Below are 19993 nucleotides of genomic sequence, written 5' to 3' on the forward strand. Positions count from 1 at the left end.
ATTACAAAAGGAAACGATTCATTTGTGAGCAAATCGTGAATTTTTTAACAACTTATTTGAAGAATTGCAGGTTCCTTCCGAATTAACTTTACTACTATCATGTATCATGGGACGGAGGCTTGTTATGAATATGGACTGGAACCAGTTTATTCTTGGTCATATGGATGATCTGGTATATTGCTGCGATTTAGAAGGAACGGGCTTGTATTGTTCCGATTCGGTAACACACTGGCTTGGTTATGTCCCCGAGGAACTAATTGGTGTGAAGTTTTCGGAGTGGTGTCATCCCGAGGATATCCATGTTCCTCTCAGCAAGGATTTGCTGCGCCATCATAGGAGTATCGTCGAGCTTAGACTCAAGAGCAAAGAAGGCCATTATCTTTGGTTTGAATTTTCTCTGCGTTTGGCGGATGCAGGACAACCGAATTCTAAGATTCTGGCGATTGGCCGGGAAATCTCCAAGCGGAAGTACGATGAACTGATGTTGGAAGAAACGATGCGAATTGCCCGGATCGGAAGCTGGGAATGGAATGTGGCGGAAGATCGGGTCGCTTTGTTCGATCAGCTATATCCTATGTTCGGTATCGAAAAGAAAGAGGAGCGAATGTCTCCGACCGATGCATTGCAACTGCTGCATCCCTCCGAAAGGGAACGGCTGGTTGAGACAGTCGCCAAAGCCATGGATGTGGGGAACTTTGATTTTGAGTTCCAGCATGAATTTCAGCCTGGAGATTTTCAATACCTGCATATTCGCGGGATCGTGACTTATGACGAGGATGGACAACCCTTAAAAATAAGCGGAACCGTACAGGATATCAGCGAACGGAAACTAGTGGAACGCAAGCTTCAGGAAACGGTCGAAAGATACAATTCCCTTAAGAAGTACAACCACGACGCCGTATTTTCACTGGATTTAAACGGTCATATTATCAATACCAATATAATGGCTGAAAAATTAACAGGCTATAAAATCCCGCAAATGACCGGTAAACGATTCTCCATGTTTATTGAGGAGCGACATTTGCAAAATATTTTGTCCGCATCGATTACGGATGCTACGATCGAAAAAGGAATCGACAAAATCAAGACGAAGGACGGCACAGAGACCGAAGTTTTGACTACGATTGCCCCGATCATCATCAACCAGAAGAACGTGGGCTTTTATATCATCGCCAAAGATATAAGCGAACAGAAAAAGCTGCTTATTGCGAAGGAAGCCGCCGAAAGCACGAATAAGGCCAAAAGCGAATTTCTCGCCATGATGAGCCATGAAATCCGCACTCCGATGAACGGCGTGATCGGTATGACCGATTTGATGCTTGAAACGACTGAAGTATCGGATACTCAGCGGGAGTACCTGGACATTATCCGCAAGAGCGGCGATACGCTGCTGGCTATCATTAACGATATACTTGATTTTGCAAAAATAGAATCCGGTAAGGCAGAGCTGCATGAGGAGCTGATTGATCTCCGGAAGGCCATTTCGGAGACGCTGGATATTTTGATGGCCCGGGCAAACAAAAAAGGACTTACCTTAAACTATTTCGTCAGCCCGGACATTCCCGGCATGCTGTTCGGCGACCGAGAGCGCTTAAAGCAAATTCTGCTTAACCTGGTTGGGAACTCCGTGAAATTCACCTATTCGGGCGGAGTAACGGTCAGCGTAAACCGTCTTCCCAGCGATAATAATTTGATCCGTCTGCGTTTTAAGGTCTCGGATACCGGCATTGGTATTCCAAGGGAGAAGATCCCGCTGTTGTTCGAACCTTTTTCCCAACTGGATCATTTCATGACCCGCCGTTATGAAGGGACCGGACTTGGACTTGCCATCACCAAAAAGCTGGTCGGGCTGATGGACGGGGAAATATGGGTAGAGCCTCAGGATGGCCCCGGGGCGACCTTTATATTTGATATCAGTCTTAAAGGAAACACGAACAAGATCGACTGCCAGGTGGAGGGCGGAGAGGAGCAGCCGCCTGGCCGCAAGCTCCATATTCTGATCGCGGAAGATAATGAAATTAATCAAATCGTCCTCCAGAAGATGCTTGAAAAGCTGGGGCACTCCACCCGCATTGTGAGAAACGGGAAGGAGGTCATCCAGACGATTGCCTATGAATCGTTCGATATGATCTTCATGGATGTGCATATGCCGGAGATGAACGGGCTTGAGGCGACCGAGGTCATTAAGAGCACGGTTCCGCCGGAGAAATGTCCGGTCATTGTGGCGGTGACGGCCAACGCATTAAAGGGCGACAGGGAGAACTGTCTGAAGGCCGGGATGGATGATTATCTCAGCAAGCCGATTAAGAACTCGAGAGTGGCTGAAGTGATCAGTAAATACTTTTAATTTGAGAGAATATACAAGCATAATTCAGTAAATAAAAGTATCGTTACGATGATAACGCTTTTACGGGCCGGTGACCTCATTGAGGTCATCAGGCCTTTTTTCATATAATCAAGACCGTGAGCGTTGCACCGGACCTGTTTTACTGATAGATATCCATGGATTGATTAGAAGGAGGAATACTTCATTGTTAAAACTAAATAACTCCGCAGGCTGGTTCTCGAATACGCGAACCGACGTGTTGTCCGGCCTGACGGTGGCCTTTGCGCTGATTCCCGAAGCGATAGCCTTTTCCATCCTGGCCGGGGTGAGCCCGATGGTCGGCCTTTATGCCTCGTTTTGCATCGCTGTCGTAATTTCTTTTGCGGGAGGACGTCCGGGTATGATCTCGGCGGCTACGGGAGCCATGGCTTTGCTGATGGGCGGCCTGGTCAGGGATCATGGGATCGAGTATTTATTCGTGGCGACGATCTTGGCCGGTATATTACAAATCGTGATGGGCCAGCTTAAACTCGGAAAATGGATCAGCTTTCTGCCGCACTCGGTCATGACCGGCTTCGTCAATGCTTTGGCCATTCTGATTTTCATGGCGCAATTAAGTCATTTTTCTGGCCAGGGATGGCTGATGTACGGTCTCGTCGCGCTTACGCTGGCGATCATTTATATAATTCCCCGCTTCACCAAGGCAGTGCCCTCGGCCCTCGTTGCTATCATCATCGTTTCGATTCTGAGCATTTCGCTGCATCTGGATGTCAAAACGGTCGGCGATATGGGGGCGATTACGAGCTCTTTGCCGGTCTTCCACTTGCCTGACGTCGTTTTGTCCTGGGATATGCTGAAGACGATTTTTCCGGTTTCTTTATCCCTGGCGGTAGTAGGTTTACTGGAATCCTTGATGACGGCGACGCTTATCGACGATATCACCAACACGACCAGCGATAAGAATCGGGAGATGAAAGGGCAAGGCTTGGCCAATATCGTGACCGGGTTTTTCGGCGGAATGGCGGGCTGCGCCATGATCGGCCAATCGATGGTCAATATGAAATCCGGCGGCCGCACCCGGCTGTCGACACTGGTTTCCGGTGTCGGTTTGCTCTTCCTTATCATTGTGCTGGGCGGAGTCGTCAAACAAATTCCTATGGCCGCTTTGGTCGGAGTTATGTTTATGGTATGTATCGGAACGTTTGAATGGGATTCCCTCCGGTCGCTGCATAAAATTCCGAAGTCCGATGCCCTGGTTATGATCGTAACGGTAGTTACCGTAGTGGCTACGAGTAACCTGTCCATCGGTGTTGGAATCGGCGTACTGTTGAGCGCGCTGGTGTTCGCTTGGAAAATAGCCAGAATCCGCATTATGCATGAAGAAGCCGATGAGGTTAGAACTTATCGCGTATCAGGACAGATGTTCTTCGGAACTGTCACGAATTTCTTGAGCGAGTTCGATCCGGCCAACGATCCCGAGAAGATCGTAATCGACTTTTCCAAGTCTCATGTATGGGATCATTCCGCGGCAAACGCGATTTCGAAAGTCATCTTCAAATACCGGCAGGTGAATAAAGAAGTAGTTATTACCGGGTTGAATGAGGAAAGCACGCGTCTCGTCGAGCGGATGGGATTATCTTAGAATAAGACACTCAGAAAAAAACCTCCTTAGAGCAGCACGCAAACAGCTGTTTAAGGAGGTTTTTGAGTTGTAACTATGGATTTGGCGGATGAAGCTGCCGATACCGCCTAGAGCATCCGGAACCGCTTCAACTGGTCCCATTGCTGCTCCTGCACTAAAATTTCCCGTTGCTTGGGTCCCAGGAGATCAAAATGAGGAAAAGGAGGGCGGAGATGAATATATTTGGGGCTCAGCCCGTGATTTTCGCACCAAGCGGTCAGACGGTCCAGGTCGGAGCAACCGACCTTGGTTACCGTCTTGGTTCCAGGGAATCGGGGGTCCAGCCAGTAGTGGGTCAAATACGCGATTTCCCCCCGGGACACGGCTTCCTTCCATGCGTTTAACTCGTTTCTGTCGATTCCGAATGCCATGTCCGTTTCTTCCTTTCCGTCCGCAGTTCTACAACCTGCTACACATGAATGCCTCTCCACAAAAAAGCGACGATCGACTCCGCCGCTTCCCGCTCCGACGGAAACAACACCTGGTTCCGGTCATATTGCCGCTCGCCGACCCGCAGCATCGAGACATAAATATGAGCAGCCATCATCGTATCCTCGCAAGCAATTTCCCCGTTCTGTACCGCTGCGTCAAAGCCTTCCTTAAGCGCTTCGTACAATCCGTTCTCATATCGAATCAGCGTTTGCTGCTGCTCTTCGGTTAAATGCTGCTTCACTTTATCGAACATATCGTTCATATGAACCTGGGGAATCCTTAAATAGTTCTCCGTGATCTTGATCAGCCGGCTACGAAAAGAACCCGATTGGCTGAGGATTCCGCGAATCCGATCATTCACTACGGATAATGTCTTCGCAATAGAAGCGACGAACAGGTCCGTTTTGCCCGGATAATAATAGTAAATTGTGGCTTTGGTAACACCGCATTGTTCAGCGACCAGGTTCATGGAGACGGACTCGAAGCCCTTTTCCATAAACAATCTGGAGGCGGTCTGCAAAATATGCACTGACATCGGCAACCCGTCCTGCTGCTGAACCGGGCGTCCCAAAGGCCGCTTGTTCGGGGTGCTCATTATATCACCTCAACACCTAGTTCTGTCGAATCATTATACCATAAGAGGTTGTTAAAAAAGTCATCTTTCCATGACGAAGCAGATCATGATGAGGATTCGACGTCGAATCTTGAATTCAGCCGGGCCTTCCGTTGCTCACGTACCTTCTGTACGCTCCGCTACTCAGTCCCTAGCTTCATCCAACCTTCTTGGTCCTGAAAACCTGACTTTTTGAACACGCACCATAAGCGAATTCATGGCAACAAAGGGACGGGTTACCTGATTGATAATTAACCTTCCGGTATATATAATTATTATGATGAATATCACTAACATATATTTTCTTAGAATGAAGATGGAGGGGAACCTGGGATGCTGTTAAAGCAAATGGGCCGATGGGTCGCGGGAAAAAGAACGAAGTGGATTACGCTTGCGGTTTGGGTCATCATCGTTGGTGTGTTGAGTGCGGTGTGGCCCGGTGTTAATCAGATGGAAAAAAACAATGCGGCCAACCTGGATTCAGGTAAGCCTTCGGTAAAAGCCGGGCTGGTTGCCGAGACGGAGTTTCCGGCAGAAAGCGGAATTCCGGCGCTGATCGTTTGGAACCGAGAGGGAGGATTAACCGAAGAGGATTACGGCGGAATTCAAAAATTAACCGCCTATTTCGCGGAGCATCCGGTAACCGGTCAGGGGGCGCTGCCTCCGTTCGATAAACTGCCGCTGCCGGTGTTGCAGCAGCAGGCTTCGGAGGATGGAGCGGCTTTTGTACTGCCTTTCTTCTTCGAGAAAACGGCGGATTCCGATACGATGAAGCAAGGAACCGAAGAAATCAGGAAGCAAGCTGAAACGCTGTTTGGCGCGGACCCATTTGCGGCTGACCTGAACAAGGGAGAACTGTCCGCCCGCGTGTCAGGCCCTGCGGGCATTTCGATCGATGCCGTCGGCCTGTTCTCCAATGCGGACGTTTCGCTGATGATCGCAACGGTTTTGCTGGTGCTGATTCTGCTGCTCTTGATTTACCGTTCGCCGCTGCTGGCGATCATTCCTTTGATTGCCGTAGGATTCGCCTATGGGGCGGCCAGTCCGATTCTGGGCAAAATGGCGGAGCTGGGCTGGATCACGGTGGACTCACAGGCTATTTCAATCATGACGGTGCTTTTGTTCGGGGCGGGTACGGATTACTGTCTGTTCCTGATTTCGCGGTTCCGTCAATTGCTCACCATTGAAAAGGATAAGTCCAAAGCGTTGTTCGGGGCGCTTAAGGATTCGTCCGGGGCTATTGCGATGAGCGGATTTACCGTGGTTATCGCGCTGCTTGTATTGCTTCTGGCCAAATATGGGGCGGTTCACCGGTTTGCGGTTCCATTCAGTTTGTCGATTCTCATTATGGCGATCGCCAGTCTGACGCTAGTGCCGGCGATACTTGCGATTCTGGGCCGAACCTCCTTTTATCCCTTCGTTCCCCGGACCCCGGAGATGGAAACGGAGCACAAACGGGCAAAAGGCAAAACTACGGCTGTCAAAACGAAAAAGAAAAACAAGGTCGGCGGACGAATCGGAGTTATTGTTACAAAGCGGCCTTGGCTGGTCGTGATCGTGACTTTGGTTTTTCTGGGGGCTGCTGCCGTCAATTCGTTCCGAATTCAGTATACCGTGGATTTGCTGTCATCTTTCCCCGAAGATTCACCTTCTCGTGAAGGGTTTGCCGTGATCGGCGAGAAATTCACGCCCGGAGAATTGGCACCTGTGAAGATTATGGTGGATACGGAACGGCAGGATATTCCGCTGCAGAAAACATTTGAGGAACTCCCTTATGTGAGCAAGGTTTCAGAACCCACCGCAGGGAAGAACAACCCGAATATATCCGCCGTGGATGTCGAGTTCAACATTAATCCTTATTCGATGGAAGCGGTCAATCATATTCCGGACCTGCGGGAAGCGGCCGAGAAGGCTCTCGCGGACGCAGGCATCAGCGCCCCGGAAGCGAAAACCTGGATCAGCGGGCAGCCCGCAACCCAGTACGATACTGAAATGACCAATAACCGGGATGCCAAGGTCATCATTCCGATCGTCATCGGGCTGATAGCCATCCTGCTTCTCGTATACCTTCGGTCTGTCGTGGCTACCATTTACCTGATTTTGACGGTCGTGCTGTCCTATTTCTCGGCGCTAGGTCTGGGTTGGATCTTCGTTCATGATATTATGGGGGCCGACGCTATTCAGGGATTGATTCCACTGTATGCTTTTGTGTTCCTGGTTGCGTTGGGAGAGGACTACAATATCTTCCTTGTCTCAAGCATTTGGAAGAAGCGCAAAACGATGCCGTTAAAGGATGCTATCCGGGAAGGAGTAACGGAAACCGGCGGCGTTATCACTTCGGCCGGCCTAATTCTAGCGGGGACCTTTGCCGTTCTTGCGACGCTTCCGATACAGGTTCTCGTGCAGTTCGGCATCATTACGGCCATCGGGGTGCTGCTGGATACGTTCGTTGTTCGTCCGTTCCTGGTGCCATCCATTACGATGCTTCTCGGTAAGTGGGCATTTTGGCCGGGACGCGGTGCGATAGACCACGAGGAGACAACAATGAAAGAACATTTGAATGTATAGGGGAAACTGATTCATAATTAAAAAAGAGAGGCCGTCACCACTTCAGAAAGTCGGTGACGGCCTCTCTTTTTTGTTTTATTCCGGCGGCGTTTCGGCAAACGTCACGCGGTTTTTCCCGGCCTGCTTCGAAAGGTAGAGGCAGTCGTCTGCCGCCTGAATAATCTGGTTGGGATGCGCGCCGTGATCCGGATAAAAGGCGGCCCCGATACTGCACCCGATCGTCACCATCTGCAGCTCGATAACGAAAGGTTGGTTTAACTGGGCAATCAGTTCGTTGGCTAGGCGTTCCGTTTCGGTTCGGGCTTCTTCAATGGACGGGGAAGCCGGTGAGATGAACAGGAATTCGTCTCCTCCCAGACGGACAGTAAGTCCCCCGGGCTGCCTATTGGAGTCCAACCGCTGAGCAACCTTTTGCAGCAGCAAATCGCCGGACTGATGTCCCAGTGAATCATTGACGGCTTTAAATCCGTCCAGATCGATATACATAAAGGCAAGCTTGCCTTTGGCGGGATCCATGCCCGGTAATGTGTCTTCGAGGTATCTTTCAAGAGCGACCCGGTTTGGAAGACCGGTAAGCTGGTCGCTGTGTGCAAGAGTCTTCATATTTCCAAGCGCTGATTCGGTCTTGCTTAAAGAATCTACCAGACTGCGCAAGGACGTCGACAGGCTGTAAATATCATGGAAAGTCCGGTACTCCGGAATATTTATGTCATCTCCCGCCCTCAATTGATCCGCCGCCTCCGTCAATCCCCGGATCGGTCTTGAAATCCGCTCCGCCAGCAATGAGCCGAGGAAAGCGAAGAAAATCGTGGCAATGGCTCCGGCAATAATGAAATAATTTTTGAGATCCTTCAAGGGGGCCAGCGCGACAGCTTCCGGTTGGCGGACAAGTACGGTCCAGCCCAATCCCTCATAATCGAGATAACCATTCCCGTATGAATAGCCGGTGAGATAGCGCTTCCCGTCAGGCCATGTAATCAGGTCCCAGCCGTTACGACCCTCTTGCGCTTGCTTCACGCTGTCCAGAGGCAGCGGCTGTCCTACCATCTCCTCCGGTCCGAGGAGAACGGTATTGTCTGATTTGCTGACGATGAATAGTTCGAGACCGCGAAAGTGTTCCAACTGGGGAGCCAGAATCGTCCGCTGTACTTCCTTGGACCATTCCCAGCTCAGGTGGGCGGCCAGTACGCCAATCGGTTGGCCGTCCGCACCTTTTACGGGCGTGCTGATATCGACGAATTGCAGAGGCTCTCCGCTGGGATTCGGGAGCAGCTTGGAGAGCAAGACCGCCTCGTGGACGTCTCCGATGAACTCTCCCTTAATGCCTTCTTTGAAAACCGGGCGCTCCGCAATGTTCTTTCCCTCCAGAATTTTATCTGTTGAAGCTACCACGTTGCCTTTGTCATCCAGATAACCGATCCATGAAAAGGAAGGGAAACTTGTTCTCAGCTGTTCAAGCAAATGCCGGATTTCTTCCGGTCTTTCGGGCTGTTTCAATGTATCCAGGGTGGTAACCAGTTCGATTTCCCCGGAGCGGGCCCACATGAAATGATCCAGTTTGTCGGACATTTGAAAAGCGATACCCGATAAGGAATGTCCGATTTCGCCTTCGATTTGGCGCGAGGAATGTCGGCCCATAATGATACTTAATATGGTGACGAGAAGGATGATGAACACTGAAAAAGCTATCATTAGAAAAGTGCGCAGTTTAATCATGAAACCTCCGTAATTCTGTTATGCAGTATGTATTTTAACCTAGCGGTTACGATGCATATAACACGTTTATCGGAAGTTGATCGCCTGGTGGTTATACCTAACATAAAGTGTTATTGGTTTGCTGAATACTTTCAATAAGTTCAAGCATCCTAATTTAAATGGATCTCATTATGAGTTGTAGCAATTAGAGCGAGGAGGAGTTAATCTTGGGCGGGAGGCAAGAGAAGGAACAGAGCGGCGGAAATTTGAAATGGTGGCAGCTTTCCCTGCTGGGTGTGGCATCGACGATTGGAACGGGGTATTTCTTGGGTTCGGGAATCGGAATAACTATGGCCGGACCCTCGATTCTTATAGCCTTTGTGCTTGCTGCTCTTGGGACCTATACCGTCTTTGAAGCATTGGCACGCATGACGGCCAAACGCCCGGAGAAAGGATCATTCCGTTCTTACGCCAAGCAGGCGTTCGGGAGATGGGCCGGATTCAGCAGCGGCTGGGTATACTGGTCCTCTGAACTTCTCATTATGGGCAGCCAGCTTACGGCATTGTCGCTTTTTTCGCGATTCTGGTTTCCCGGAGTGCCGATGTGGGTTTTTGCGACCGGATATGCCTTGCTCGGACTGCTCGTTATTTTTATTGGGAACAAAGGATTCGATTCTGTTGAAAATGTGCTCTCGGTCATCAAGATCGCAGCGATTTTAATGTTTCTCGGAATTGCGGGCGCCGCACTTTTTGGATGGATCCCCGGCGGAGAAGCGAAGTCTTTTCCACGGACGATAGGGCAGATTTTCCCCACCGGGGCGATGGGACTATGGGCCGGCTTGATTTTCGCTTTCTATGCATTTGGCGGAATTGAGGTAATGGGAATGATGGCGTTCCGGCTAAAGAAACCGGAGGAGGCTCCGAAAGCCGGGAAAATTATGCTGCTGCTCCTGACAGTCGTTTACGTCTTGTCGATTGGACTCGTTGTGACTTTGATATCGTGGAAATCCATTGTGCCTAAGAAAAGCCCGTTTATCACGGCATTGGACGGCGTTCATATGCCGTTTATTCCGCATTTGTTCAATGCCGTGCTGATTATCGCCGGCTTCTCTACGATGGTGGCCTCCCTGTATGCAGTGACAACGATGCTGGTAACATTGGCGGAGGATAAAGACGCCCCTCCATTGTTCGCCAAGAAGGCGTTGAAGAAGCGTCCTATGTACGCAATCGGGTTGACGGCCGCCGGCTTAGCCGCTTCCATCATCCTCTCCCTGGCTATGCCGGGCCGGATTTATGAATACATTACGACAGCGGCGGGCCTGCTTTTGTTGTATAACTGGCTGTTTATTTTGCTTACTTCAGGCAAGCTGCTGGAATTGAGCGTGTTCGGACAAGTCAAACGCTATGCAGGTATGGTGCTTATACTACTCGCTGTGTCGGGGACGCTTACCCACGGAACAAGCCGCCCCGGGTTTTGGGGCAGCCTGGCGTTTATCGGCGTGATCGGCGGGGTCACTCTAATCCTGCAGTTCGGAGTATGGAAGAAGCGGAAGTTGGGTGCCAAACGCCGCCGCAAAGCAGTACTAATTCGCAGGCCGCGGCTTGACTAGAGGCGTTCCAATAGCAGCAGAATGGCTTCGTAACCGAAGTACAACCCGAATCCGATTAAGGAAAGCCCTGACAAAACGGAGATGGTTCGAATGACGCGGTCGGTTAGAATTTTTCGGAATATGCTCGCGAATCCGGCCATCGTCACATCCCAAAGCAGGACCCCGGCGATGATAGCACAGCTGTTAATGACCAGATCCCTGGCATTTGACGCGGCTGCGGTTTGGGCCAGGACAGAACCGTAAATCCCGAGCCAGAACAAAATGGATAGCGGATTGGACAAGGACATCATGAAACCGGACATAAACGACTTCATTAGCGGCTCGCGGCCTCTCATTTCGCTTAAGCTGAGTTTGCCTGCCTGTTTAAGACTGTCGATTCCGGTATACGTGAGAATGAAAAAGCCGAACAGCCACAGAAAGGATTTCATGAACGGGGTATTCAAAAAGTGAATGACTCCGAAATACACCAGGAGCATATAGATGATATCGGCCGCGATGGCGCCAAGACCTACTAGCCAGGCGGGCAGAAATCCGCCCCGGATACCCTTGTCCAGCTGGGCCGCGTTTACCGGACCGATCGGCGCGGAAAGGGACAAACCGAGAAATACAAAGCCTAGCATACTGTTCAAACGACATACCCCCAAGGAATGATAATGGAATGTAATCCGTGGCATAACTACTTGTACCATCCTATTCGCAAAAGTCCGCTTGTACGACTAAAAAAAGGACTTGTAAAACTAATATCATTAGTTTATTATTTAACTAATACATTTAGTTTGTTGGAGAGGATGATTAATCCATATGAGAATCATTCGAAAAAATCGGCTTATTCAAGTTTCGTTCTTGCCACGGATTTTCCCGGTCAATTGTTATCTGGTGGAAGAGGAGGATGGCGTTACGCTTATAGATGCCGCACTGCCGTACAGTGCGGAGGGGATCATACAGGCCGCCGTCAAGACGGCCGGCAAGCCGCTGACGCGGATTGTGCTTACCCATGCCCATGATGATCATGTAGGGGCACTGGATGCAATAAAGGCGAAATATCCGGATATTCCGGTATATATTTCGGCTCGGGATGCGCGTTTGCTCGAAGGGGACGTGACGCTGGATCCATCCGAACCGCAAACCCCAATCCGCGGTGGAGTTCCGAAGAAGGTAGCAACCCGCGCCGATATACTCTTGGCGGACGGGGATCGGGTCGGCTCCCTGCAGGTGGTGGCTTCGCCGGGGCATACGCCGGGCTCGATATCGCTGCTGGACACTCGTGACGGCGCCTTGGTGGTGGGCGACGCCTTCCAAACCCGGGGCGGAATCGCTGTCAGCGGGATCATACGGCCGTTGTTTCCGTTTCCGGCCATGGCCACCTGGAATGCCGAGACAGCCCTCGACAGCGCCATAAAGCTGGCAGCCTTAAAGCCGTCGCTGCTTGCGGCAGGCCACGGCACGATGATCGAAAATCCTGCCGGCGCGCTGGCAAAGGCAATCGAACAAGCCGAACGAAAGCTGAGGGTTACTCCCTCTCAAGTTAAGGGAGAGGGGGAAGAGAGCTATGTCGCCAAGAGCAGGAATTGATACCGGAGCCGTACTTCGGGCTGCTGTTGAAATCGCGGATGGCAAGGGAGCGGAAGCCGTGACGGTTTCCTCCGTGGCGCAGTATTTGGGGATACGGCCTCCTTCGCTATACAACCATGTCAGCGGCATGGACGATTTGCGGAAAATGGTGGCGGCCTATGCGCTTCAACAGCTGCACGACTCGATTGTGGCTTCCGGTGAAGGCAAGCGGGGAGAGGAAGCCATCCGTTCCTTTGCGGACGCTTATCTTGCTTTTGTCAGGGAGCATCCCGGATTATACGAGATTGTCCAGCTTGCCCCGGACCCCGGTGACCGGGAAATCGGGGAGGCCAGCGGCAGGATTGTAGATCTTATCGTGGGTCTTCTCGGAGATTATGATCTTTCGGAGGAAGAAGCGCTGCATACGGTGAGGGGGCTCCGCAGCCTATTCCACGGCTTCGCCTCCCTGGAAGGACAAGGAGGCTTCGGTTTGCCTCTGGATGTGAAAGACAGCCTGGATTTTAATTTGAGCCTTATTTTGAAAGGATTGCGGCGGAGAACTGGTTAAGAATCCGTGCAGCGGGTAATTGGTAACAAAGAGGAATCAAGGCACAACAGTAAACCCCGCCGGGATTCCCAGCGGGGTGAATTTGCCCACGACCGGGGTGGGCGACATATCGTTATAGTTATAGTAGATAGGGTTCAATGAATGGAAAAAGGAGCACAAGGCTCCTCTTAGACTCAATAACACGCGGGCACGTGTGAGTTTATCCACGACGGGGTGGATGACGTAGTATTTAACGAATCATATCTTTGCTACTATACTACCTCGTCGTTAAAGTATTGTCAACCTCAAATGCCGAAGGACCATTTGAGCCGGTTTTCCAGACGGTTGATATCCTCTTCATCCAGGTTCCCCAAATGCTCTTTCAGCCGGACTTTGCTGACGGAAGTGGTCTCTTCCGTTTTAGCTGCGGAATCGAAAGCGAGAAAATCATATTTGCTTTTAAAAAGAAAATAATGGCTTTGAAACCGGGGAATCGGTTTGCCGTCCTTAGTCAGAACCGCCTGTCCCGTTTTTGGAACTGTGCGGATCTTTAAGTTTTTGGTAAGCGGAACGACGAGCACATTACCGGAGGTAGAGTTCACCGTATTGTTCGAGACGATGACTACGGGACGCTCCTCATTTTGCTCGCATCCGATATTTTCGCCGAAATGGCAGAAATGAACGGCTCCGCGAGTCATATTACGCTTCATTTGAGTCTTTTCATGCTCGATCCAATAATGGGCCATCTCGATTTTGAGCGGGAGCCAATTGTTGATTTGCTGTGTTTTTTGCTGCTTCGCGTACTCTATCCGTTTGTTTCGCGTGCGGTTCTCCGGTGCCTGGCCACGTTCAACCTGTTCCCGATCTTTATTCATGAGCTCTCCTCCAAGCTGGCAGTAGTAAACATTTATACCTTTGAATTACACGTATTTACATAGAGATAAAACAAAATTTACGTATTTTTATTAAAATAACGTTCTCCCGCCTATCTCGAATCGTTCTGGTTGCGAGTTGACAACATTTTTTCCTCGTGATAATTTAGGCTTGAAATCGAGGTGAACGAGATATGGCCAAAAGAAAATCCAACCCTGCCCACGCTGCTAAAGCGGAGGATAAACCGGCTACATTGAAGGATCTGCTCGGCAAGGATACGCTTGCCAAACTTAAGGAACAGGCTGCAGAACTCAAGAAGGAAGAGGAGCAGCGGAAGGAAGAGGCACGCGTCAGAGCCGATGAGGCGCGCAAGGCGGAGCAAAAGAGACTGGATAACGATTTTGAGCATCTGCTGAATACGAGCAAGATGGATTGGCATAAATTCAAATAGAAGAACAGCCGGGAGTGACCGGGGCCGCAGCTTCGGAGTTCCCGGTTTTTTTGCGGCTTGATTGTAAGCGCTAACCTATAGAATGAGGAACTAGAAAATCATGAGAAAATACATGCCCTTCACCTATAAAATGCTTGTCCCGTATTTGCTTCTGGTCTTGATTACGGACATGATCATCGGATATATCTCTTATACGATGCTGATTCAGTCCCGGACGGAAATGGCCGAGACGAACGTGCGGACAGGGATGGAACAAGCCCGGAACAATATCCGCTACCAAATGGACGAAATCCAGCGAATGTCGGATACCCTGTTCAGCAGCCTTTCATTTCAGCGGGCTCTTCAAGCCAAAGGGGAGCCTTATCAAATCTATCTGGTTATGCTGGATGAAATCGTCCCCCAAATCACGGCTCCGCTCAAGCTGTTCGGGAATAATATCCGGCTCATGCTCTATACGATGAACGAGGATCTTAACCTCGTATCGGGAGACGACCTCGAAGCACCGATCGAAGGTAGCGATTATTATATTTTACCCCTAGAAGAGATTGAAAACAGAGAATGGTACAGGAAATATAAGGATTCCGAGCTGGACAACATCTGGTTACAAATAGATACCGACCAACGGCTTGGAAATATTTCGCATATTCGCAAGCTGGTATCTTACAGTGATTATAAGACGATAATCGGTTACATTCGCATTACGGTGTCCCTCGATGACCTGTTTGGAAATTTTGCCACGTTTCCGGTTGAGGAAGGGATCACGCTGCGCCTGAACGATAACGCCTCGGGAGGAACGGTGATATATCAAAGGGGAGAAGCGGGCCTTGGAGCCGGTGAAGCCAACTATTTGATCCTGCACGAGCCGATTCCGGGAGCGGATTTTGTTATTGAGACGCTGGTTCCTCATGCTTACCTTACGAAAGATACCGCAAAGCTGCAGAAGTCCATTTTTGCAGTATGTGCCCTTAGTTTTGCGGGCATGTCCCTCATCGGCTCGGTGGTGGCACGAATTTCAGGCAGAAAGATGGCCCGTATCGTCCGGCTGGTCCGTTCTTTCCAGGAGGGCAACTTTCAAAAACGGATCGCCTTTTCGGGAAATGATGAATTCGTGCATATCGCCGAAGCGTTTAACGTGATGGCGGGGAATATCCAAGAGCTGATCAACAGCGTTTATGTTCAAGGGCTCCAGCGGAAGCAGGCGGAGCTTGAAGCGCTGCAGGCGCAGATCAATCCGCATTTTCTGTACAATACGCTGTCAACCATTAGCAGTCTTGCGAATCTGGGCGAAACAAGAAAGGTGACGGACATGGTCCAGGGTCTTTCACGATTCTACAGGCTGACGCTGAATCAGGGCAAAGTGTTTACGCTGCTCGAGCATGAAGTGATGCAGGTGGAGACTTACCTGGATATTCAGCGGGTAAAGTATGCGGACGGATTTAAGGTGTACGTGGATATCGCGGACGATATCAAGCAGGTTCCGGTCATGAAGCTGATTCTCCAGCCGTTTGTGGAAAATATATTCAAGCATGCCTGGTTCGGCGAGTCCATCGCGATCCGGATTACGGGGAGGCGGATCGCAGACGGCATTGAACTGAAAGTAATCGATAACGGAATCGGCATGAAGCCCAAGATTGTCAAGAAACTGCTCTCGGCACCCAGCCTTTCGGGAGGTTATGGGGTTAAAAATGTGGATGAACGGATCAAGCTCCGGTATGGGGAAGAATACGGGATTTCCATTTTCAGCATATACGGGGCAGGAACTACGGTGAGAATACTTCTCCCTGCGGAGGACCCAATCTTAATTGATGAATCCGGCGGGCAAGTATAGGGGAATCGGTGAAAAAGTATGGGTTTTCATTGAAGACCGCTATGTTCAGGCCGGACTCGGTAAGCTATGCTCGAATGGATCGTTTATAGATATCATTTATAAGGTTATTCAAAAAGGAACCAGTCATTGCAACCGGAGGGCGCTGCTTATGAATATTAATATTCTTCTTGTAGATGATGAAGCTGTCGATTTGGAATGGCTGCGGCGGCGCGTGGCCGGGAGTGCGCTTCCATTCCCTCTGCATCTGGTGGGAACGGCGAACAGCGGCTTCAACGCGCTCAAAATATTGGAGCAGGAGAGGGTAGATATCATTTTGTCGGATATCCGGATGCCGATCATGTCGGGTACGGAATTCGCACGGCGGGCCAGGGAAATCCATCCTCAGGTGAAAATAGTCTTCATCAGCGGTCATGAAGATTTCGGGTACGCTAAAAAGGCGATCGAGCTGAACGCATCGGGCTATCTGCTCAAGCCGGTTGAAGACGAGGAACTCCGCAACATGCTGTTATCGCTTTGCGAAGCGGTGGAGCGGGAACGGGAAAGGAACAACTCGGTATCCGCCGTCTGGAGTCTTGTTGGCGAGGAACTGTTGATCCGCTGGTTGAACGATCTTACTCCTGGCAAGCTGGAACCGCATGCCATGGGAATCGTCCATCCGCTGCTTCGCTTCGGAACGGCTGCAGCCATAGTCGAGATCGATGATCTGGAATGGAAAACAAGCGAGTTGACCGAGCAGGAGAGACAAGGACAGGTTCAGCAGCTTACTTTGTTTATCCGCCGCTACGTAGAGGAGAACATGCTGGGCACCTTTTTCAGAAGCCAGCAGACGAGGTGCCTTATATTGTCATCCGTTCCTGAACAGGAATTTCCGGCTCTGCTGGAAGGGCTGATCGAAGCGGTAGGGAAGTCATTCCCGTTTACTGTGACGGTCGGCATCGGCAAATCGGCGCGTGATGAAGATCAGCTTCGCGAATCCTATCATCAGGCACAAGCTGCCCTGAGCTTCAAATGGTTGCTCGGTAAAAACCAACTCATCCGTTTGGATGTCGCTGAATGGGCCCCTGGCGGACATCTGCCCGCGTCCAGCATAGACGAGGTCTTGGGACGGATGCTGGGGGCTATCATGGAATACGACCTGGTCGCCGTAGATGACTGTCTGGAAGAGATTTTTGGCCACCGGGAGCTTCTTTCCCGGAAGAATGAAGTATACGACCTGATTCTACGCATCACGAACAAACTTCATGCCGATCTGCGCCAAATGGGGGAGAGCCTGCATGAATTGCTAAAGTGGGATACGAACCAGCCGAAGATCCTGTTTCAATTCGAAACCGTCCATGACATTAAGTCTTGGCTGCGACGCCGATTTTTCGAGTTGTCCGAACTGCTGTATGTTAAGAAACAAAGGCAGAAGCGTAAGCTGATCGAAGAAATCATGGTGTACATCGAACAGAACCTGGAGCAGAAAATCACCTTGAAAGAGGTCGCAGCGCAGTTTGATTTTACCCCGAATTATTTGGGATACCTGTTTAAAGAGGAGACGGAGACGCATTTCAGCGATTACCTGAATGAGCGGAGAACGGCACGGGTTTGCGAGCTCTTGTCCGACCCAACCCTCAAAATTTATGAGATCGCCGAGCGAATGGGCTACAAAAATATTATTTACTTCAACAGGCAGTTTAAGCAGACGCTAGGCATGACACCAGGAGAATACCGGAAAAAGAACAAGATATGAGTCTTCCGGCCGGGATTTGCCGTTAAGTGGCAGGTTCCGGCTTTTGCTTGCCTACAATTTGTATGGGGATCGTGGAAAATGTATTACTTTTAGTTGGTTCGCTGAATCCACAGTAATGAATCTCCTCTTTTATAATTAGGGAAGAGACAACAAGAGGGGAGAAAAGATGCTAGATGAGAGGGCACGGCTTTTGGAGCGATGTAAAGAAATATAGAACGTTGCTGCTGATGTTAGTTCCGGGCGTATTGTTTTTCCTGCTGTTTGCCTATATTCCGATGGCGGGGATCGTGCTGGCTTTCAAGCAATTCAATTACAGCGGGGGAATTTTCGGAAGTCCCTGGAACGGGATGGACAACTTCAGATTCTTTTTCGAATCGGGGGACGCTTGGCGCGTAACTAGAAATACGGCGCTTTACAACATTGCCTTTATCGTTGTAAACAACCTGCTGCAAATTTTCGCAGCGATTTTGCTGTTTGAGGTCGCGGGCAAATGGTTTCGTAAAATCACCCAAACGGTAATGTTTCTGCCGTATTTTATTTCCTGGGTCGTCGTGGGAGCGATTGCTTACAATTTGTTCAACTACGACGTAGGAACGATCAATGTCCTGCTGAATAAAATCGGCATGGAATCCATCGACATTTACAACACGGCCGCCTATTGGCCGGTGATACTGGTCCTTGTTTCCGCCTGGAAGGCGCTGGGTTACGGCACAATCATGTATCTGGCGGCCATCACCAGCATCGATACGGAAATGTATGAAGCAGCCGAAATCGACGGGGCTAACATTTTTCAACGCATCCGGAAAATTACGATCCCGAACTTAATGCCGACGATCATTATTCTCGTTCTGCTGGCGATCGGCAACATTTTCCGTGGAGACTTCGGGATGTTCTACAACATGGTCGGCAACAATGGCCTGCTGTTCTCTTCGACCGACGTTATTGACACCTTCGTGTTCCGGTCCTTGATTACGTCTAACGAAATCGGGATGTCCGCTGCCGCGGGGTTCTATCAATCCGTTCTCGGGTTTGCAACGATTATGCTCGCCAACTACGCTGTACGCAAATACGACAAAGATCATGCTTTGTTCTGATAAACGGAGGGAACGAATATGAACGCAACGGCAACAACTACCGGCAACTTGGGTCCCGAAGTTCGCATGAAATCCAGGAAGCCGAAACCTAAAGACCGGCTGATTTTGGCGGCCATCGGGTATACGGCTCTAACGATTTTGGCTTTGTTTTGCATCTTTCCGTTTTTATTGGTGATCTCCTCCTCGCTGACGGAGGAAAGCAAGATCATAGAGAACGGCTTTCAACTGATTCCTACCTCTTTTTCCACCGAGGCCTATCAAATTTTGTTCAAATACCCGACGGAGATGCTTAAAGCCTATGGCATAACAATCACGGTCACCGCACTGGGGACGCTGCTAGGGTTGTTTTTGACCTCTATGACCTCCTATGTTTTGGCGAGAAAAGACTTTAAATGGCGCAACAAGTTTTCGTTTTTCTTCTTCTTTACGACGCTGTTCAGCGGCGGGCTGGTGCCTTGGTATCTGCTCATCGTGAACTACCTGCAGCTGAAGGATACGCTGATCGTCCTTATTCTGCCGATGCTGATGAACGTGTTCTATATTATCGTAATGAAATCGTTTATGAGCAGCATTCCCGAAGCGATCATCGAATCGGCGAAGATCGACGGGGCGGGGGACTTCCAGATTTACGTCCGGTTTATCCTGCCACTGTCCAAACCTGCGCTGGCGACGATCGGCTTGTTTATCGCACTGGCTTATTGGAACGATTGGTACAATGCGCTGCTCTTTATTTCAAATTCCGATTTGATGCCGCTGCAGTATTATTTATACCGGCTGCTCGGCAATATGGACGGTATGCGCAAAGCGATGATGGCCTCGGGAGCCGTAGTGAATATCAACCTGCCGACCGAGAGCCTGAAAATGGCGATGACCATCGTGGCTACAGGGCCGATTTTGCTGGCGTATCCGTTTATCCAGCGATATTTCGTGCAGGGTCTTACCATTGGAGCCGTGAAAGGATGACCACAGGGAAACCTGGTTATCGATAGATT

Annotated in this window: 16 protein-coding genes; 11 read left to right on the top strand and 5 right to left on the bottom strand. The window is 50.1% G+C overall.

Annotated elements, in window-relative coordinates; all coding sequences use genetic code 11:
* The first annotated feature begins 124 nt into the window (after positions 1 to 124).
* Together KB559_RS19875 and KB559_RS19880 are read left to right on the top strand one after the other, a co-directional pair.
* A complete protein-coding gene (locus KB559_RS19875; protein WP_211024303.1) occupies positions 125 to 2347 on the top strand; it encodes a PAS domain S-box protein in 2223 nt (740 codons plus the stop codon).
* 184 nt (positions 2348 to 2531) lie between these two features.
* Positions 2532 to 3968 (top strand): SulP family inorganic anion transporter, encoded by a 1437-nt coding sequence (locus KB559_RS19880; protein WP_211024305.1) that lies wholly within the window; start codon positions 2532 to 2534, stop codon positions 3966 to 3968.
* A 107-nt stretch (positions 3969 to 4075) separates the two neighbouring features.
* Here the strand turns inward: KB559_RS19880 and KB559_RS19885 are convergent, their stop codons facing one another.
* Both KB559_RS19885 and KB559_RS19890 read right to left on the bottom strand, forming a co-directional pair.
* Positions 4076 to 4378 (bottom strand): hypothetical protein, encoded by a 303-nt coding sequence (locus KB559_RS19885; protein WP_211024307.1) that lies wholly within the window; start codon positions 4376 to 4378, stop codon positions 4076 to 4078.
* Positions 4379 to 4416: 38 nt separating this feature from the next.
* Positions 4417 to 5034: a TetR/AcrR family transcriptional regulator gene (locus KB559_RS19890; protein WP_211024309.1), complete on the bottom strand. Its 618-nt coding sequence runs from the start codon at positions 5032 to 5034 to the stop codon at positions 4417 to 4419.
* A 351-nt stretch (positions 5035 to 5385) separates the two neighbouring features.
* Between KB559_RS19890 and KB559_RS19895 the strand changes: the two genes are divergently transcribed.
* Positions 5386 to 7620, top strand: a complete 2235-nt coding sequence (locus tag KB559_RS19895) for an MMPL family transporter (RefSeq protein WP_211024311.1) — start codon at positions 5386 to 5388, stop codon at positions 7618 to 7620.
* A gap of 75 nt (positions 7621 to 7695) precedes the next feature.
* On the opposite strand, the gene KB559_RS19900 is transcribed toward KB559_RS19895, so the two are convergent.
* The gene (locus KB559_RS19900) at positions 7696 to 9312 is read right to left on the bottom strand and encodes a GGDEF domain-containing protein (RefSeq protein ID WP_348772941.1); all 1617 of its coding nucleotides are present in this window, start codon (positions 9310 to 9312) and stop codon (positions 7696 to 7698) included.
* A 230-nt stretch (positions 9313 to 9542) separates the two neighbouring features.
* Here KB559_RS19900 and KB559_RS19905 point away from each other — a divergent pair, with 230 nt between their 5' ends.
* Positions 9543 to 10925, top strand: a complete 1383-nt coding sequence (locus tag KB559_RS19905; protein ID WP_247681966.1) for an amino acid permease — start codon at positions 9543 to 9545, stop codon at positions 10923 to 10925.
* Here the strand turns inward: KB559_RS19905 and KB559_RS19910 are convergent.
* Positions 10922 to 11554 (bottom strand): LysE family transporter, encoded by a 633-nt coding sequence (locus KB559_RS19910; protein WP_211024315.1) that lies wholly within the window; start codon positions 11552 to 11554, stop codon positions 10922 to 10924. The two genes, KB559_RS19905 and KB559_RS19910, sit on opposite strands and share 4 nt — an antisense overlap.
* Positions 11555 to 11726: 172 nt before the next feature.
* On the opposite strand from KB559_RS19910, the gene KB559_RS19915 reads away from it, so the two are divergent.
* Positions 11727 to 12497, top strand: a complete 771-nt coding sequence (locus tag KB559_RS19915; protein WP_211024317.1) for an MBL fold metallo-hydrolase — start codon at positions 11727 to 11729, stop codon at positions 12495 to 12497.
* Complete coding sequence (locus KB559_RS19920) at positions 12475 to 13044, top strand: TetR/AcrR family transcriptional regulator (protein WP_211024320.1); 570 nt, start codon at positions 12475 to 12477, stop codon at positions 13042 to 13044. The genes KB559_RS19915 and KB559_RS19920 overlap by 23 nt, the downstream gene beginning before the upstream one ends.
* A gap of 284 nt (positions 13045 to 13328) precedes the next feature.
* Here KB559_RS19920 and KB559_RS19925 read toward each other — a convergent pair whose 3' ends face one another.
* Positions 13329 to 13898, bottom strand: a complete 570-nt coding sequence (locus KB559_RS19925) for a type II toxin-antitoxin system PemK/MazF family toxin (protein ID WP_211024322.1) — start codon at positions 13896 to 13898, stop codon at positions 13329 to 13331.
* A 191-nt stretch (positions 13899 to 14089) separates the two neighbouring features.
* Here KB559_RS19925 and KB559_RS19930 point away from each other — a divergent pair, with 191 nt between their 5' ends.
* The 5 genes from KB559_RS19930 to KB559_RS19950 all read left to right on the top strand — a co-directional run bounded on the left by KB559_RS19930 (position 14090) and on the right by KB559_RS19950 (position 19964).
* Positions 14090 to 14347, top strand: a complete 258-nt coding sequence (locus KB559_RS19930) for a YqkE family protein (protein WP_211024323.1) — start codon at positions 14090 to 14092, stop codon at positions 14345 to 14347.
* Between the two features lie 100 nt (positions 14348 to 14447).
* The gene (locus KB559_RS19935; RefSeq protein WP_211024324.1) at positions 14448 to 16175 is read left to right on the top strand and encodes a sensor histidine kinase; all 1728 of its coding nucleotides are present in this window, start codon (positions 14448 to 14450) and stop codon (positions 16173 to 16175) included.
* Positions 16153 to 17907, top strand: a complete 1755-nt coding sequence (locus KB559_RS19940; RefSeq protein ID WP_348772942.1) for a response regulator — start codon at positions 16153 to 16155, stop codon at positions 17905 to 17907. Before KB559_RS19935 ends, KB559_RS19940 begins: the two co-directional genes overlap by 23 nt.
* Before the next feature lie 173 nt (positions 17908 to 18080).
* Positions 18081 to 19001, top strand: coding sequence for an ABC transporter permease (locus KB559_RS19945; RefSeq protein ID WP_211024327.1), 921 nt, complete (start codon positions 18081 to 18083; stop codon positions 18999 to 19001).
* A gap of 66 nt (positions 19002 to 19067) precedes the next feature.
* A complete protein-coding gene (locus tag KB559_RS19950; RefSeq protein ID WP_244861615.1) occupies positions 19068 to 19964 on the top strand; it encodes a carbohydrate ABC transporter permease in 897 nt (298 codons plus the stop codon).
* Positions 19965 to 19993: the final 29 nt, after the last annotated feature.

The organism is Paenibacillus sp. Marseille-P2973 (genome assembly GCF_018101095.1).
GTDB lineage: Bacteria > Bacillota > Bacilli > Paenibacillales > Paenibacillaceae > Fontibacillus > Fontibacillus vini.